Here is a 16,483-nt window from a genome sequence, read left to right as displayed (position 1 = left end):
CCTCGCCTTAGGGACCGACTAACCCTGCGTCGATTAACGTTGCGCAGGAAACCTTGGTCTTTCGGCGTGGGTGTTTTTCACACCCATTATCGTTACTCATGTCAGCATTCGCACTTCTGATACCTCCAGCAAGCTTCTCAACTCACCTTCACAGGCTTACAGAACGCTCCTCTACCGCATCACCCGAAGGTGATACCCGTAGCTTCGGTGTATGGTTTGAGCCCCGTTACATCTTCCGCGCAGGCCGACTCGACTAGTGAGCTATTACGCTTTCTTTAAAGGGTGGCTGCTTCTAAGCCAACCTCCTAGCTGTCTAAGCCTTCCCACATCGTTTCCCACTTAACCATAACTTTGGGACCTTAGCTGACGGTCTGGGTTGTTTCCCTTTTCACGACGGACGTTAGCACCCGCCGTGTGTCTCCCATGCTCGGCACGTTGTAGGTATTCGGAGTTTGCATCGGTTTGGTTAAGCGGGATGACCCCCTAGCCGAAACAGTGCTCTACCCCCTACAGTGATACATGAGGCGCTACCTAAATAGCTTTCGAGGAGAACCAGCTATCTCCGAGCTTGATTAGCCTTTCACTCCGATCCACAGGTCATCCGCTAACTTTTCAACGGTAGTCGGTTCGGTCCTCCAGTTAGTGTTACCCAACCTTCAACCTGCCCATGGATAGATCGCCCGGTTTCGGGTCTATTCCCAGCGACTAGACGCCCTATTAAGACTCGCTTTCGCTACGCCTCCCCTATTCGGTTAAGCTCGCCACTGAAAATAAGTCGCTGACCCATTATACAAAAGGTACGCAGTCACAGAACAAGTCTGCTCCCACTGCTTGTACGCATACGGGTTTCAGGATCTATTTCACTCCCCTCTCCGGGGTTCTCTTCGCCTTTCCCTCACGGTACTAGTTCACTATCGGTCAGTCAGTAGTATTTAGCCTTGGAGGATGGTCCCCCCATATTCAGACAAAGTTTCTCGTGCTCCGTCCTACTCGATTTCATGACTAAGAGATTTTCGCGTACAGGGCTATCACCCACTATGGCCGCACTTTCCAGAGCGTTCCGCTAATCTCAAAGCCACTTAAGGGCTAGTCCCCGTTCGCTCGCCACTACTAAGGGAATCTCGGTTGATTTCTTTTCCTCAGGGTACTTAGATGTTTCAGTTCCCCTGGTTCGCTCCATACACCTATGTATTCAGTGTAAGGTAACCATCTTATGATGGCTGGGTTCCCCCATTCAGACATCTCCGGATCAAAGTCTGTTTGCCGAGTCCCCGAAGCTTTTCGCAGGCTACCACGTCTTTCATCGCCTCTGACTGCCAAGGCATCCACCGTATGCGCTTCTTCACTTGACCATATAACCCCAAGCAATCTGGTTATACTGTGAAGACGACATTCGCCGAAAATTCGAATTTCTCAACTAAGAGAACTCACAAATTTTACCTTAGCCTGATCCGTTACCAGTGAAAGTAACGTTCAGTCTATCTTTCTATCACATACCCAAATTTTTAAAGAACGATCTAATCAAAGACTAGAAATCAACATTCACCATCACAATGATGGAATGCTCATTTCTAAGCTTTCAAGACAGAAGCAGTTAGTGGTGGAGCCAAACGGGATCGAACCGTTGACCTCCTGCGTGCAAGGCAGGCGCTCTCCCAGCTGAGCTATGGCCCCGTATTTCTACAGGCGTTTCCCACACAAAATTGGTGGGTCTGGGCAGATTCGAACTGCCGACCTCACCCTTATCAGGGGTGCGCTCTAACCAACTGAGCTACAGACCCAATTTCGGGCTGCTTCTTTATCGTCTTCTTCAATGAATCAAGCAATTCGTGTGGGAACTTATGGAGCAGCTGATGTCGTCGATTAAGGAGGTGATCCAGCCGCAGGTTCCCCTACGGCTACCTTGTTACGACTTCACCCCAGTCATGAATCACACCGTGGTAACCGTCCTCCCGAAGGTTAGACTAGCTACTTCTGGTGCAACCCACTCCCATGGTGTGACGGGCGGTGTGTACAAGGCCCGGGAACCTATCCCCTGTGTGCCTTCTGATTCGCGATTACTAGCGATTCCGACTTCACGCAGTCGAGTTGCAGACTGCGATCCGGACTACGATCGGTTTTCTGGGATTAGCTCCACCTCGCGGCTTGGCAACCCTCTGTACCGACCATTGTAGCACGTGTGTAGCCCAGGCCGTAAGGGCCATGATGACTTGACGTCATCCCCACCTTCCTCCGGTTTGTCACCGGCAGTCTCCTTAGAGTGCCCACCATTACGTGCTGGTAACTAAGGACAAGGGTTGCGCTCGTTACGGGACTTAACCCAACATCTCACGACACGAGCTGACGACAGCCATGCAGCACCTGTCTCAATGTTCCCGAAGGCACCAATCTATCTCTAGAAAGTTCATTGGATGTCAAGGCCTGGTAAGGTTCTTCGCGTTGCTTCGAATTAAACCACATGCTCCACCGCTTGTGCGGGCCCCCGTCAATTCATTTGAGTTTTAACCTTGCGGCCGTACTCCCCAGGCGGTCAACTTAATGCGTTAGCTGCGCCACTAAGAGCTCAAGGCTCCCAACGGCTAGTTGACATCGTTTACGGCGTGGACTACCAGGGTATCTAATCCTGTTTGCTCCCCACGCTTTCGCACCTCAGTGTCAGTAGTCAGTCCAGGTGGTCGCCTTCGCCACTGGTGTTCCTTCCTATATCTACGCATTTCACCGCTACACAGGAAATTCCACCACCCTCTACCATACTCTAGCTCGTCAGTTTTGAATGCAGTTCCCAGGTTGAGCCCGGGGATTTCACATCCAACTTAACGAACCACCTACGCGCGCTTTACGCCCAGTAATTCCGATTAACGCTTGCACCCTCTGTATTACCGCGGCTGCTGGCACAGAGTTAGCCGGTGCTTATTCTGTCGGTAACGTCAAAACAGCAAAGTATTAATTTACTGCCCTTCCTCCCAACTTAAAGTGCTTTACAATCCGAAGACCTTCTTCACACACGCGGCATGGCTGGATCAGGCTTTCGCCCATTGTCCAATATTCCCCACTGCTGCCTCCCGTAGGAGTCTGGACCGTGTCTCAGTTCCAGTGTGACTGATCATCCTCTCAGACCAGTTACGGATCGTCGCCTTGGTGAGCCATTACCCCACCAACTAGCTAATCCGACCTAGGCTCATCTGATAGCGCAAGGCCCGAAGGTCCCCTGCTTTCTCCCGTAGGACGTATGCGGTATTAGCGTCCGTTTCCGGACGTTATCCCCCACTACCAGGCAGATTCCTAGGCATTACTCACCCGTCCGCCGCTCTCAAGAGAAGCAAGCTTCTCTCTACCGCTCGACTTGCATGTGTTAGGCCTGCCGCCAGCGTTCAATCTGAGCCATGATCAAACTCTTCAGTTCAAACATCTTTGGGTTTTTAAGAAACCCTAAACTTGGCTCAGCAATCGTTGGTTACATCTTTGATTTCTCGCGGAGTAACTTGTGATGCTGATAATCTTGCTGACTATCAGTCTGACTCCACAAGCACCCACACGAATTGCTTGATTCAGTTGTTAAAGAGCGGTTGGTTAAGATCTTTCGTCTCAACCGAGGCGCGCATTCTACAGCAGCCTCATTTGCTGTCAAGTGATTATTTTCAGAAGTTTTCAAAGTTTCCTTTGTAACTTCAACCACTTGCGCTTCCGATCTCTCGTTAGCGGGAGGCGAATTCTACAGCGTTACACGCTGCTGTCAACACCTCTTTTTCTCCGCTTTCGACCGAGAAGATCGAACCGTTAACAGAGCCAAACTACACCGCTCTATCAACTCCTTCTGGGCTTCGATGATCTGAAGTAACTCGCTGTCGAAACCTACATAACTCTTTGTTTACCAAGGAGTTTTCCGTTTCGACTGCGCCGGAAGTGGGGCGAATTATAGACTTCCAGAATCTGCCGTCAAGGGTTAATTACGCTTTTGTTGCAGAAGATGGTTTTTTAGCAATAAGACGAGGAATTCGGCGCATCACAGGCGATACACGCAGCACCAGAAGCAGCGCCCCTATAGATGCATAGATAGCCCACTCCTTCAGATCAGCCCGCACGATCCACAACATATGCAGCAAACCAAGCCCGAGGATCACGTAAACCAAGCGATGCAGCTTCTTCCAGCGCGAACCAAGGCGTCGCTGACTGTATCGATTGGAGGTTACCGCCAGTACCAATAAAGAAAGGAACCCCAGGGCCCCCACTATAATGTAGGGCCGCTTACGCAGCTCGACACCCAATTGCGACCAGTCCAACCCAAGGATGAACACACAGTAAGCCGCAAGATGCAAAACCACATACGCGAAACACCACAACCCCAACTGCCGTCGCACAGCGATCCACCCCGCCCAACCACTGAGTTTCTGCAGCGGCGTCATGCCCAGGGTGATCAACAACAGAATCAAGGTGCCAAGTCCCAGCCGATCCATCAGCACTTTGCCCGGGTCAGGCCCCAGCGCAAAGCTCCAGGCCTCGTACAACCAGAACAGCGGCCACACCGCCGCTGCTATAAAGACGCCAACGCGCCAGATCGGGTAGCGCATCAATAGTTCTTCCGCAGATCAAGGCCCGTATAGAGAGAGGCGACTTCATCGGAGTAGCCGTTGAACATTTGCGTCTCACGTACATTGGGACTGAACAAACCACTAGGCAGGCGCCGCTCGCGTGCCTGGGTCCAGCGCGGATGGTCGACGGTAGGATTCACGTTCGCATAAAACCCATACTCACTCGCGGCAATGCTTTGCCAGGTGGTTTTAGGCTGCTCGCTGACAAGACTGATGCGCACGATCGACTTGACGCTCTTGAACCCATATTTCCACGGCACCACCAACCGCAGCGGGGCGCCATTCTGGTTTGGCAGCTCCCGGCCATACATCCCCACAGCCAGGATCGCCAAGGGATTCATCGCTTCATCCAGTCGCAGCCCTTCGACATAAGGCCAGTCGATCAAGGCGAAGTTGGACCGCTGCCCCGGCATGCTCTTGGGATCTTGCAGCGTTTCGAAACGGATGTACTTGGCATTGGATGTTGGCTCAACGTGCTTGAGCAATTCAGAAATAGGGAAACCTATCCAGGGAATGACCATCGACCACGCCTCCACACAGCGCAGACGATAGATTCGCTCCTCCAGCTGATAGGGCTTCATGAAGTCTTCAAGCGCATAGCGCCCTGGTTTGGCAACCTCACCATCAATCACCACACTCCACGGCTCAGTCTTCAGAGACCCGGCATTGGCCGCCGGGTCGCCCTTGTCCGTCCCAAACTCGTAGAAGTTGTTGTAGTGAGTCGCGTCCTTGAATGGAGTGATCGCCTCATCCTTGACGGTTACCGCCTGCCATTTCGTACCCGGCAACTTTTCGGCAAACCATCCGGGCGCCTTGCCCGGCTCGACATCCGCATAACGCGCAGCATCATCCGCACTAGCCCAACGCGGCAGACTGCTGGCAGCCATGCCGGCAAGCGCACCGCCAAGCAAGCTGCGGCGAGAGAAATAGAGGGATTCAGGCGTAACGTCCGATTCTTTGCAATCAGACGCTTTGGGGAACTTGATTAACATGGCAACTCCGCAGCTTTTGGAGAACAGATGCACCAATAGACTGCGGAGTATGGGGGAAATTACATTAAGGCAACGTTTTGCGCTGCCGAAGATGCAGCAAATACTGCACAGGGCCTGACGCGGCATAGACGAGGAACGCCAGCAGCAGGATTCGCGGCGGGTCGCTGAAGACCACGGCGAACACCAGCACCACTGCCAGGATAGCCACAAACGGTACACGCCCCTTGAGGTCCAGCTCCTTGAAGCTGTTGTACTTGATGTTGCTGACCATCAGCATGCCGGCCGCCGCGACCATCAAGGCCACCAGGAACGACATCTTGGAGCCCTGGATGCCGTAGTCACTGAACGCCCAGACAATACCGGCCACTACCCCAGCCGCAGCCGGGCTGGCCAGGCCAATGAAGTAACGCTTGTCAGCAGTCCCCACCTGGGTATTGAAACGTGCCAGGCGCAATGCCGCACCCGCCACATAGATGAAGGCAACCATCCAGCCGACCTTGCCCATATCTCCCAGCGCCCACGCAAATGCGAGCAACGCCGGCGCCACACCAAAGGCCACCATGTCCGACAGCGAGTCATATTCGGCGCCGAAGGCACTCTGGGTGTTGGTCATGCGCGCAACCCGTCCGTCCAGGCCATCAAGGACCATGGCGACAAAAATCGCAATCGCGGCAAAACCAAAATACTTGCTCGCCCCGGCAGCATCGCCGGCCGCCAGCGCGCTCTGGGCACTCATCGAGTTGATGATGGAATAGAACCCTGCGAACAGGTTCGCTGTGGTGAACAAATTGGGCAGGAGGTAGATACCACGATGCCGGACTTTACGGCCTTCAGCATCATGCCCTTCTTCGACATGTTCATCGATCGGCAGCAGGCTTTCGGCGTCAGAGGCCTGGTTTGGCTCTTCGGGACGTTCGCTCATGGACTTTACCTTGCAACGGTGTGAAAAATTTCGACAGAAACTTGCGGCGAGTGTTCGCCCGCAAACGATGCAGCTTTATACCAGAACCTGCCCCGCAAACGAAAAAACGCGGCCTAGGCCGCGTTTTCCCTTGATACGTACGACTTAGTTTTTGGCTTTGTCGACGATCTTGTTGGCACCGATCCACGGCATCATGGAGCGCAGTTGCTCGCCGATGATCTCGATACCGTGAGCGGCGTTGTTACGACGCTTGGCGGTCATCGAAGGGTAGCCGGTTGCGCCTTCGCTGATGAACATTTTGGCGTACTCGCCGTCCTGAATACGTTTCAGGGCGTTGCGCATGGCCTGACGGGACTCGGCGTTGATCACTTCCGGGCCAGTCACGTACTCGCCGTATTCGGCGTTGTTGGAGATCGAGTAGTTCATGTTGGCGATACCGCCTTCGTACATGAGGTCAACGATCAGCTTCAGTTCGTGCAAGCATTCGAAGTAGGCCATTTCTGGCGCGTAGCCAGCTTCAACCAGAGTTTCGAAACCAGCCTTAACCAGCTCAACGGTACCGCCGCACAGTACGGCTTGTTCGCCGAACAGGTCGGTTTCAGTCTCGTCCTTGAAGGTGGTTTCGATGATGCCGGTACGACCGCCGCCAACGCCGGCAGCGTAGGACAGCGCAACGTTTTTGGCGTTGCCCGAGGCGTCCTGGTAGATCGCGATCAGGTCAGGAATACCGCCGCCTTTGACGAACTCGGAACGCACGGTGTGGCCCGGTGCTTTCGGCGCGATCATGATCACGTCGAGGTCAGCGCGTGGCACAACCTGGTTGTAGTGGATCGCGAAGCCGTGGGAGAAGGCCAGGGTGGCGCCCTTCTTGATGTTCGGCTCGATTTCGTTCTTGTACAGCGCGGACTGGAACTCGTCCGGGGTCAGGATCATGACCAGGTCGGCAGCAGCAACAGCGGAAGCCACGTCAGTTACTTTCAGACCGTGAGCTTCAGCCTTGGCAACAGTGGCCGAGCCTTTGCGCAGGCCAACAGTCACGTCAACGCCGGAATCTTTCAGGTTGCACGCTTGAGCGTGGCCCTGGGAACCGTAGCCGATGATGGCGACTTTTTTGCCCTGGATGATCGACAGGTCACAATCTTTATCGTAATAAACTTTCATGAGGTTCCTCTATATATCCAGGCCGTTTAAGGCCATTCGCTAAATTTGAGTTAGATGCTGAGTACTTTGTCGCCACGAGCAATCCCGGTGACGCCACTGCGTACAGTTTCCAGAATCGAGGCCGTCCCGATCGACTGGATGAAGCTGTCCAGCTTGTCGCTTGTACCGGTCAATTGAACGGTATAAACGCTGGCGCTCACATCGACGATCTGCCCGCGATAAATGTCGGTAGTGCGCTTGATCTCGGCCCGTTGTGCACCCGTAGCCTTCACTTTTACCAGCATCAGCTCACGCTCGATGTGGGCACTTTCCGACAAGTCGACCAGCTTGACCACTTCGATCAGCTTGTTGAGGTTTTTGGTGATCTGCTCGATCACCTCATCATGGCCAACGGTGGTCAACGTCAGGCGCGACAGGGTCGGGTCTTCGGTTGGCGCCACGGTCAGGCTTTCGATGTTGTAGTTGCGTTGCGAAAACAGACCGACCACACGTGACAGAGCACCCGGTTCGTTCTCCAGAAGCAGGGAGATAATGTGCCGCATGATTAGGTCCGCTCCGTCTTGTTCAGCCACATATCGCGCATGGAACCGTCTTTGATCTGCATCGGGTAGACGTGCTCGCTGGTGTCGACCTGAATATCGAGGAACACCAGGCGGTCCTTCATGGCGAACGCCTCTTCCATCATCGGCTTCAAATCCTTCAAATCGGTGATGCGCATGCCGACATGGCCATAGGCTTCAACCAACTTGACGAAATCGGGCAGAGATTCCATGTAGGAGTGCGAGTGACGGCTACCGTAGCTCATGTCCTGCCACTGGCGAACCATGCCCAGTACACCGTTGTTCAGGCAGACGATCTTCACCGGCAAACCATATTGCAGGCACGTCGACAGCTCCTGGATGTTCATCTGGATACTGCCTTCGCCGGTGACGCACGCAACGTCGGTATCCGGGAAGCTCAGCTTCACACCCATCGCCGCAGGGAAACCAAAGCCCATCGTGCCCAGGCCACCGGAGTTGATCCAGCGGTTAGGCTTGTCGAACTTGTAGTACTGCGCCGCGAACATCTGGTGCTGGCCCACGTCGGAGGTCACAAAGGCGTCGCCCTTGGTCACTTCGCACAGGGTTTCGATCACGGTTTGCGGCTTGATGACGCTGCCGTCGCCCTTGTCGTAAGGGAACAGGCCGCGGTCACCGCGCCACTCGTCGATCTGCTTCCACCAACTGGCAACGGAGTCCTTGTTCGGGGCTTCGCCGATTTCCTTGAGCGCAGCGACCATTTCGGTCAACACGCTTTCCACCGGACCTACGATAGGCACGTCGGCCTTGATGGTCTTGGAGATGGATGCCGGGTCGATATCGATGTGGATGATCTTGGCATTCGGGCAGAATTTGCTCGCGCCGTTGATCACCCGGTCATCGAACCGCGCACCGACGGCGAGGATCACGTCAGCGTGGTGCATGGCCAGGTTGGCGGTGTAGCTGCCGTGCATGCCGAGCATGCCGACGAACTGACGATCCGAACCCGGGAACGCGCCGAGGCCCATCAAGGTGTTGGTTACCGGCAGGTTGAGCATCTTGGCCAGTTCGGTCAACGGTGCGGAACCGCCGCCCAGAATCACCCCACCACCCGAGTAGAGCACCGGGCGCTTGGCCGCCAACAGCATTTCTGCCGCCTTGCGGATTTGCCCCGAGTGCCCGCGAACGGCCGGGCTGTAGGAACGCAGCTTGGCTTTCTTCGGGAAGACGTATTCGAATTTCTCAGCCGGGTTGGTCATGTCTTTCGGGATATCGACCACGACAGGGCCCGGGCGACCGGACTGTGCGAGGTAGAACGCCTTCTTCATGACTTCCGGGATTTCCGAGGCATGCTTGATCATGAAGCTGTGTTTCACGATCGGCCGGGAGATACCGATCATGTCGGTTTCCTGGAATGCATCGGTACCGACCATGGTGCTTGCCACCTGGCCAGAAATGATCACCATCGGAATGGAGTCCATATAAGCCGTCGCGATGCCGGTGATGGCATTGGTCGCGCCAGGGCCGGAAGTCACCAGTACCACACCGGCTTTACCGGTGGCACGGGCGTAACCGTCAGCCATATGGGTAGCAGCCTGTTCGTGGCGAACCAGGATGTGGGTAACAGCCGGTTCCTTGAACAGTGCGTCGTAGACATGCAGCAGAGCACCACCTGGGTACCCGTAGATATAGTCGACGCCTTCGTCACGCAAAAAGCGGACGAGCATCTCACCGCCAGATAAAAGCTCCACGTTGTTCACCTCTAAAACGCCAGAATACCGTCCGTTAAAAACCGACGGGTCTTAATAGGTTTACTTCTCAGCAGAGCATGAGCGACGGTGGTCGCCGACTACGTCAGCACTGACTGAGCAAGTATTGGGAGCGTCCCAAGTGTTGCGGGATTTTCCCACCCAGCGCGAGGTAACGCGTTGCGGGTGTAACAGGTCGGCGCGGGTGTGCGCCTCATGATCTGCTGAGTGGGTCTGCTTCTGGCAGTCCCTCTACAGCGGACTTTGGATTCTTCTGTTTCAGCCTCTCCAAGTCAAGCAATAATTGCGCTTTTTTCCAACTAAGCGCATGAGAACGTAGAAGAAAGGGGCTTGAGGAGGGATAAAACTCGCCTGAATGGCGCAAAGCGGTAGAAATATGCGCAAGACTGCCGAAAAAACCGGCAGCCAGGCAATTAACGAGCGTCGACGATCAGTTGATCGAACTTTTTCAGCGCAGTCCGCAGGCCGAGACTCTCAAGCGGCCGATCGGCGTATACCATCTCGGCCATCTCCAGAATCCCCGACGCATTGGGCAGCGGCAGGTCCTGCTCAAGGATTTGCTTCATCCTTGTCAGGAATATCCATTGCAGCCACTGGTGAAAGTCCAGGGTGTCGACGGAAAAGGGTTCAACGCTGCTCAAGGCTTCAGCGCTGGGGGACACTTCGTCCCACCAGCCCTGCATGCGCAGTTCGCGCTCGATCAACAATAACTGTTCGGCAATCGCCGGAAAGCGTGCATCCATCAGAGGCTTACCTTGGCTTTTTGCCGAGCCTGGGCAGCACCGGCGGCATCGCCCTGTTTCTCACGGGCATCACCGATCAGGCTCCACAGGCTGGCCTGCAGATCAGGACGGCCATTGGCCAGGGTCAGGCCGCGACGTGCAAATTGCTCAGCTTGCGGGGCATCGCCCTGGGCCATGCGAACCTGAGCCAGGCGGTAAAGCACTTGCGGCTCACGAGGCGCCACACGCTGGGCGCGCTCAAGGCTCGACGATGCACCGTTCAAGTCGCCGCCAGACTGCTGCTGCTGAGCGGTAGTCAGCAAGGCCAGCACCGGGCCATCCAGCTGCTCATCGGCCGACAAGCCACCAGCGCTGCTGGCAGACGGAATCCCGCTTGGTGTCGACGGCATGTTGTAGGTGCCCTGGTTGATCGGTGCCGCTTGAACCGGCGTGGTGTCGATCGGACCCGAGGTGCTTGGGCCTGGAGTCCATGGCTGAGTACTGATCGGTGCGGAGGTGGCCGCACCACCGCCCGGGATCATTACCACTACACCCGAATCCTGAGGCACGGCCTGCGCCTGAGCGCGGGCCTGAGTTGGACGGTTGGTGACGGTTTGACGGAAGCCGCCGTTGGCCGAGATCCGGTCGTTGTTGGACACCGTTGTACTGGAATCCACCACCGGGATAGAACCCCGCTCCACACTGGCGCAACCACCGAGCAAAGCCAAAACTGTAATAGCTGGAATCAACAACTTGTTCACGTGAAACCCTCTTTGCTTAATTCATCCAGCCCTTGACCCAATCCATCACCGATTCAGCGCTGGCAGGCGCACTGGCGCCGCACGCTGCACCGGGAGGTGGTTCGCTGCCGCGAATATACGGCATCTGCACCGCGCCCGGACAGTTGGCATCGGAGCCCTGCCCCGTATGCGGATCAATCCAGGCCTGAACGATATTGTCCGGCTGCGGCATGTTCAGCGGCAGTGGATCGGCCTTCTTCATGAAACTGGTCCATACCTGCAACGCGCCGGTGGCACCGGTGAATGGTGTCTTGCCGTTGTCATCACGCCCCAGCCAAACCACCGCCAGCAGGTCCTGACTGAAACCGGCGAACCAGCTGTCGCGGGAATCGTTACTGGTGCCGCTCTTGCCTGCCAGCGTCAGGTTGGCCGGCAGCACGTTGTAGGCCGAGCGCCCGGTACCCTCACGCATCACGCGCTGCATGGCGTTCTGGATCAGATAGATCGAGGCCGGGTCAAAGCGTTGCTGAATCTGGAACGGATAACGCTTGAGGGGTTCGCCCTCAGCCGTCAATACGCTACGGATCCCGCGCATCGGTGTATTGAAACCACCGTTGGCCAGGGTCTGGTACATGGTGGCCACTTCCATCGGGCTCATCGCGCCAGCGCCCAGCAGCATCGACGGGAACGCCGGGAACTCGCGAGTGATGCCCAACCGGGCGAGCGTCTTGAGGACATTCGGCACACCCAGCTCAAGGCCGAGGCGGGAAGTCGAAATGTTGTAGGAATGCGCCAACCCCTGGTACAGGAAAATCGTACCGTGGGAACGACGATCAAAGTTATGCGGCGTCCACATCTGGCCATCGGCACCTTTGACCGACAATGGGTCATCGGACAGCCAACTGGTCAGGGTGTACTTGCTCGGTTTTTCCAGCGCGGTCAGGTACACCGCCGGCTTGACCAGCGAGCCAATCGGCCGCACCGCGTCCAGCGCCCGGTTGAACCCGGCAAAGCTGGCCTGCCGGCTGCCGATCATGGCCTGGACTTCACCGGTTTCCGGATTGGTCACCACCATCGCCGCCTCGACGTCATCAGCGCCTTTACGGCCCGCCAGGCGTTTGAAGGTGTCATTGACCGAGGCTTCGGCTTTCATCTGCAGGATCGGGTCGAAACTGGTGAAGATTCGCAGGCCCTCTTCGGTCAAATCTTCGTCGCGGTAGTCGTCACGCAACTGGCGTTTGACCAGGTCGATAAAGCCGGGGAAGGAACTGTCGGCAAGCTTGCCACGGGTGGTTACACCCAGTGGCATTTTCTTCGCGGCAGCCACTTGCTCAGGGGTGGCGACACCTTGCTGTTCAAGCACGTCGAGCACCAGGTTGCGCCGCTCCAGCGCACGCTCCGGGTTACGGCGCGGATTGTAGTAGGAAGGCCCCTTGACCATGCCCACCAGCAACGCTACCTGATGCAACTTCAGCTCGGACAACGGCTGGCCGAAGAAGAACTGGCTGGCCAGACCGAAACCGTGCACGGCACGCTGACCGTCCTGGCCGACGAACACTTCGTTGAGGTAGGCCTCAAGAATTTCCTGCTTGCTGTAATGCAACTCCAGCAGCATCGCCATCATGGCTTCGGTGAGTTTACGGGTCAGGCTGCGTTCGTTGGTCAGGTAGAAGTTCTTGACCAATTGTTGCGTCAGCGTACTGCCGCCCTGGGTCATCTTGCCGCCAGAGGTGTTCACCCAAATGGCACGCGCGATGGATTTGGGCGATACACCCCAGTGGCTGTAGTAGTCCCGGTCTTCCACTGCGATCAGGGTATCCAGCAGGTAAGGCGGCACTTGATCGAGCTTGATCAGAATGCGGTCTTCCAGGTTTTTAGGATAAATCCCACCGATCAATAAGGGCTCCAGGCGCACCACCGGCAGTTTCGAGCCGTTGAGCGAGGACAGTTCGGCCACATAGTCGCCAGAGAAACGCACGCGGACCGGCTGGGGTTTTTCCAGGCCTTCATAGAACTGGAAGCCGCGGGTGTTCAAGTCGACGGTGTTGCCGGTAACGGCTGCGGCGCCGGGGCCATTGCTCACGGCCTCGCGGCGATAGCCCAGGGCATCGAGCTCGGTGAGGAAGTCATCCTTGCTCAGCTTCTGGCCGGTGAACAGCTCCAGCGGGCGTGCATAGACCTTGGCCGGAATGGTCCAGCGCTTGCCAGAGAACTTCTCCTGGACCACAGCATCGAGGTAAACCGCGAAGCCGGCGATCACTACAAGCCCTACCAGACTGAGCTTAAGCGCCCAGCCCAGCCATGGGCGCAGGCCGCGGGAAGGAGGTTTTTTACGGGAACGGGGAGATCGGGTACGAGTCATGGCGGCGGATTATACGCACTTTATTGATGACCAACATGAGCCGGACAGCGGTTTGCACGACCGCTTGTAGGAGCCATAATGCCCGCCATGAATTTTCCCAGACTCTGAAGGATCGCCCGTGAGCCAGTCCCTGATTGCAGCCCTACAAAACCCGGCCCTGTTTCCCCATCCTGTGGATAAGTTCCAAGTCATCGAAACCCATATTTCCTGGGTTCTGCTCACGGGTGACTACGCCTATAAAATGAAGAAACCGGTCAATTTCGGCTTCCTCGATTTCACCTCCCTGGAAGCCCGCGGCCACTTCTGCAATGAAGAGCTTCGCCTCAACCAGCGTCTGACCGACGATTTGTATCTGGAAGTGTTGCCAATCACCGGCAGTGCCGAAGCACCGCAAGTGGGCGGCGACGGCCCGGTGCTCGACTATGTGCTGAAGATGCGCCAGTTCCCGCAAAGCCAGCTGCTTAGCACCCTGCAAGCCAACGGCGAGCTGACCAGCGCGCACATCGACGAAATGGCCAGGCAGATTGCGCACTTTCACCTGAATGCCCCCAAAGTGCCTGCCACCCACTCCGCCGGCACACCGCACGATGTCATGGCACCGGTGCTGCAGAACTTCGAGCAGATTCGCCCGTTCCTCAGCGACAAGGCCGACCTGGCACAACTGGAAGCCCTGCAGGCCTGGGCCGAAAGCAGCTTCGAGCGCCTGAAACCATTGTTCGAACAACGCAAGCTCAATGGCTTCACTCGCGAATGCCACGGTGATATCCACTTGGGCAACGCCACGATGATTGATGGCCACGTGGTGATCTTCGACTGCATCGAGTTCAACGAACCGTTCCGTTTTACCGACGTGTATGCCGACACCGGCTTTCTGGCGATGGACCTGGAAGACCGTGGCCTCAAGAGCCTGGCGCGACGTTTCATCAGCCAGTACCTGGAGCTGACCGGCGACTATCAGGGCCTGGAGGTGCTGAACTTCTACAAAGCCTATCGCGCGCTGGTACGCGCCAAGGTCGCCCTGTTCAGCATGCCTTCCGAAGCGGACGCAGTGCAGCGCGCGACCACCCTGCGCCAATACCGCAACTACGCCAACCTGGCGGAAAGCTACAGCACCATCCCGTCGCGCTTCCTGGCCATCACCCACGGCGTATCGGCCGTCGGCAAAAGCCATGTGTCCATGCGCGTGGTAGAAGCACTGGGGGCAATTCGCCTGCGGTCGGACGTAGAGCGCAAGCGCTTGTTCGGTGAGCAGAAGGTCGAGAACACCCCGCAGGCCGGAATCTACGCAGCAGATGCCAGCGCCGCGACCTACGCGCGCTTGAACGAAATCGCCGACACTGTACTGCGCGCCGGTTTCCCGGTGGTACTGGATGCCACCTTCCTCAAGCGCGAGCAACGCGATGCTGCGGCCAAAATCGCCGAGGCCACCGGCGCGCCGTTCCTGATCCTCGATTGCAATGCGCCACAGGCCGTTATCGCCGCGTGGTTGGCACAACGTCAGGCGGACAAGAACGATCCATCCGACGCCACCCTGACCATCATCGAAGAGCAACAGGCCACCCGTGACCCACTCAGCGCCGAAGAGCTGCTGCTTAGCAAGCGCGTGGAGACCAACGAAAGCGGGACCCTGGACGCACTGGTGGCACATATTCGCCAGCGCTTGCCGGGCCTGTAAGAAATATTTCTTGGTCGTGTAGCCTTCCGGGGCTCACGATCAAGCAATAGTGGCACTATAATGGCGTCATAATTCCAACACGGGAGTCGCCATTGTGAGCCAGCCGAAGCTACTTGATACCCCGCTTTACGCGCTTCTGCATAAAGATGACATCCGCGGCTTCAACCAGGAGCGCCCTAAAGGCGGCGTTATCGATATGCGTGGCGGCGACTTCCGCGGCCTGGACCTGCGCGACCTGAATGCCGAAGGTGTGGACTTTACCGACGCTTATTTCCGCTCCGCCGACTTGCGCGGCCTGGATTTGCGTGGGTGCCCGCTGGAAGGTGCGAGCCTGGCGCACGCACAGATCTCCGGCGCTTACTTCCCGCCCGAGTTGAGCGCCGACGAGATTCTGATGTCCGTCAACTTCGGCACACGTTTGCGCTATCGCACACGGTAAGTCGCTGCATCTGCCCCCGGCTACGCGCAAGGTGTACCGGGGGCATTACCCTTTCCTACGCCAAAATCCACGCCCGCCTTAGAAGCTTTTAGGTCGTTGCCGACCAAAGAACTACGCTTTTCCTACTGAGCGCTACACTCCTTTCAGGCTTGCCTGGTCACGATACCCACCGAACCATTCGGCCGTCGCAAGGAGGCTTGATGAATGATGAGTTGCAACACCTGAAAAACCTTGGCAAGACATCGGCGCAATGGCTGCATGCGGTGGGCATCCACAGCGCCTCTGATCTACGCCGCCTGGGGGCAGTCGACGCTTACCGTGCTGTACGCACCCGTGGCTTCAGGGCATCCAAAGTGCTGCTGTATGCGATTGAAGGCGCACTGATGGATGTGCACTGGAATGACATTCCCGTTGAGCGCAAGGAGGCATTGAACCGTCAGCTGGACGCTCTTTCCGCTCGCCAAAAGAATTGAGACGGCAATTTCCCCCCGCGTTTCCGGGGATTCCGAACACATGTTTGAGGAAATTCAAAAAGCCCGCAAAAACAAATGTTGACTCTCAAATGAGAATCGTTATGATTATCACAACTGATCG

Annotated in this window: 12 protein-coding genes, 2 tRNA genes and 2 rRNA genes; 3 read left to right on the top strand and 13 right to left on the bottom strand. The window is 56.5% G+C overall.

All coding sequences use genetic code 11. From position 1 onward, the window contains the following. From MUM_RS0122730 to mrcB, 13 genes are all read right to left on the bottom strand, one after another. Positions 1 to 1,352 (bottom strand): 23S ribosomal RNA (locus MUM_RS0122730); the annotation flags it as partial. A 246-nt stretch (positions 1,353 to 1,598) separates the two neighbouring features. Next, positions 1,599 to 1,674 (bottom strand) — tRNA-Ala (locus tag MUM_RS0122725). 30 nt (positions 1,675 to 1,704) lie between these two features. Continuing rightward, positions 1,705 to 1,781, bottom strand: a tRNA-Ile gene (locus MUM_RS0122720). An 83-nt stretch (positions 1,782 to 1,864) separates the two neighbouring features. Further along, positions 1,865 to 3,403, bottom strand: a 16S ribosomal RNA gene (locus MUM_RS0122715). Between the two features lie 544 nt (positions 3,404 to 3,947). After that, on the bottom strand, positions 3,948 to 4,568 hold the full coding sequence (gene msrQ / locus MUM_RS0122710; protein ID WP_010174441.1) for a protein-methionine-sulfoxide reductase heme-binding subunit MsrQ: 621 nt from the start codon (positions 4,566 to 4,568) through the stop codon (positions 3,948 to 3,950). Then, positions 4,568 to 5,581, bottom strand: coding sequence for a protein-methionine-sulfoxide reductase catalytic subunit MsrP (gene msrP, locus MUM_RS0122705; RefSeq protein WP_010174439.1), 1,014 nt, complete (start codon positions 5,579 to 5,581; stop codon positions 4,568 to 4,570). Before msrP ends, msrQ begins: the two co-directional genes overlap by 1 nt. Before the next feature lie 64 nt (positions 5,582 to 5,645). Next, positions 5,646 to 6,503 carry a CDP-diacylglycerol--serine O-phosphatidyltransferase gene (gene pssA, locus MUM_RS0122700; RefSeq protein WP_003212123.1) on the bottom strand — a complete coding sequence of 286 codons (858 nt, stop codon included), beginning with the start codon at positions 6,501 to 6,503 and terminating at the stop codon, positions 5,646 to 5,648. Between the two features lie 144 nt (positions 6,504 to 6,647). Continuing rightward, the gene (gene ilvC / locus MUM_RS0122695) at positions 6,648 to 7,664 is read right to left on the bottom strand and encodes a ketol-acid reductoisomerase (protein ID WP_003212125.1); all 1,017 of its coding nucleotides are present in this window, start codon (positions 7,662 to 7,664) and stop codon (positions 6,648 to 6,650) included. 50 nt (positions 7,665 to 7,714) lie between these two features. Continuing rightward, complete coding sequence (ilvN, locus tag MUM_RS0122690; protein WP_003176102.1) at positions 7,715 to 8,206, bottom strand: acetolactate synthase small subunit; 492 nt, start codon at positions 8,204 to 8,206, stop codon at positions 7,715 to 7,717. 2 nt (positions 8,207 to 8,208) lie between these two features. Then, entirely contained in the window at positions 8,209 to 9,933 is a 1,725-nt protein-coding gene (locus MUM_RS0122685; RefSeq protein ID WP_010174427.1) for an acetolactate synthase 3 large subunit, read from the bottom strand. Positions 9,934 to 10,364: 431 nt separating this feature from the next. Continuing rightward, on the bottom strand, positions 10,365 to 10,694 hold the full coding sequence (locus MUM_RS0122680; protein WP_010174425.1) for a YqcC family protein: 330 nt from the start codon (positions 10,692 to 10,694) through the stop codon (positions 10,365 to 10,367). Further along, a complete protein-coding gene (locus tag MUM_RS0122675; protein ID WP_010174422.1) occupies positions 10,694 to 11,434 on the bottom strand; it encodes a tetratricopeptide repeat protein in 741 nt (246 codons plus the stop codon). The genes MUM_RS0122680 and MUM_RS0122675 overlap by 1 nt, the downstream gene beginning before the upstream one ends. Positions 11,435 to 11,450: 16 nt before the next feature. After that, positions 11,451 to 13,775: a penicillin-binding protein 1B gene (mrcB, locus tag MUM_RS0122670; protein ID WP_010174421.1), complete on the bottom strand. Its 2,325-nt coding sequence runs from the start codon at positions 13,773 to 13,775 to the stop codon at positions 11,451 to 11,453. 118 nt (positions 13,776 to 13,893) lie between these two features. Between mrcB and MUM_RS0122665 the strand changes: the two genes are divergently transcribed. The 3 genes from MUM_RS0122665 to MUM_RS0122655 all read left to right on the top strand — a co-directional run bounded on the left by MUM_RS0122665 (position 13,894) and on the right by MUM_RS0122655 (position 16,362). Beyond that, positions 13,894 to 15,450 (top strand): bifunctional aminoglycoside phosphotransferase/ATP-binding protein, encoded by a 1,557-nt coding sequence (locus MUM_RS0122665; protein WP_010174419.1) that lies wholly within the window; start codon positions 13,894 to 13,896, stop codon positions 15,448 to 15,450. 94 nt (positions 15,451 to 15,544) lie between these two features. Continuing rightward, the gene (locus MUM_RS0122660) at positions 15,545 to 15,889 is read left to right on the top strand and encodes a pentapeptide repeat-containing protein (protein WP_010174417.1); all 345 of its coding nucleotides are present in this window, start codon (positions 15,545 to 15,547) and stop codon (positions 15,887 to 15,889) included. 200 nt (positions 15,890 to 16,089) lie between these two features. Beyond that, positions 16,090 to 16,362, top strand: a complete 273-nt coding sequence (locus tag MUM_RS0122655; protein ID WP_010174414.1) for a TfoX/Sxy family protein — start codon at positions 16,090 to 16,092, stop codon at positions 16,360 to 16,362. The last annotated feature ends 121 nt before the right edge of the window (positions 16,363 to 16,483 follow it).

This window comes from Pseudomonas sp. PAMC 25886 (assembly GCF_000242655.1).
Taxonomy (GTDB): domain Bacteria; phylum Pseudomonadota; class Gammaproteobacteria; order Pseudomonadales; family Pseudomonadaceae; genus Aquipseudomonas.
This window is presented reverse-complemented; position numbering and strand designations above follow the sequence as displayed.

Excerpts from the sequence above, each read along its gene's own strand:
- MUM_RS0122655 (WP_010174414.1), top strand. The coding sequence starts at position 16,090 with ATGAATGATGAGTTGCAACACCTGAAAAACCTTGGCAAGACATCGGCG.
- ilvN (WP_003176102.1), bottom strand. The coding sequence starts at position 8,206 with ATGCGGCACATTATCTCCCTGCTTCTGGAGAACGAACCGGGTGCTCTG.
- msrQ (WP_010174441.1), bottom strand. The coding sequence starts at position 4,568 with ATGCGCTACCCGATCTGGCGCGTTGGCGTCTTTATAGCAGCGGCGGTG.
- mrcB (WP_010174421.1), bottom strand. The coding sequence starts at position 13,775 with ATGACTCGTACCCGATCTCCCCGTTCCCGTAAAAAACCTCCTTCCCGC.
- ilvC (WP_003212125.1), bottom strand. The coding sequence starts at position 7,664 with ATGAAAGTTTATTACGATAAAGATTGTGACCTGTCGATCATCCAGGGC.
- pssA (WP_003212123.1), bottom strand. The coding sequence starts at position 6,503 with ATGAGCGAACGTCCCGAAGAGCCAAACCAGGCCTCTGACGCCGAAAGC.
- MUM_RS0122680 (WP_010174425.1), bottom strand. The coding sequence starts at position 10,694 with ATGGATGCACGCTTTCCGGCGATTGCCGAACAGTTATTGTTGATCGAG.
- msrP (WP_010174439.1), bottom strand. The coding sequence starts at position 5,581 with ATGTTAATCAAGTTCCCCAAAGCGTCTGATTGCAAAGAATCGGACGTT.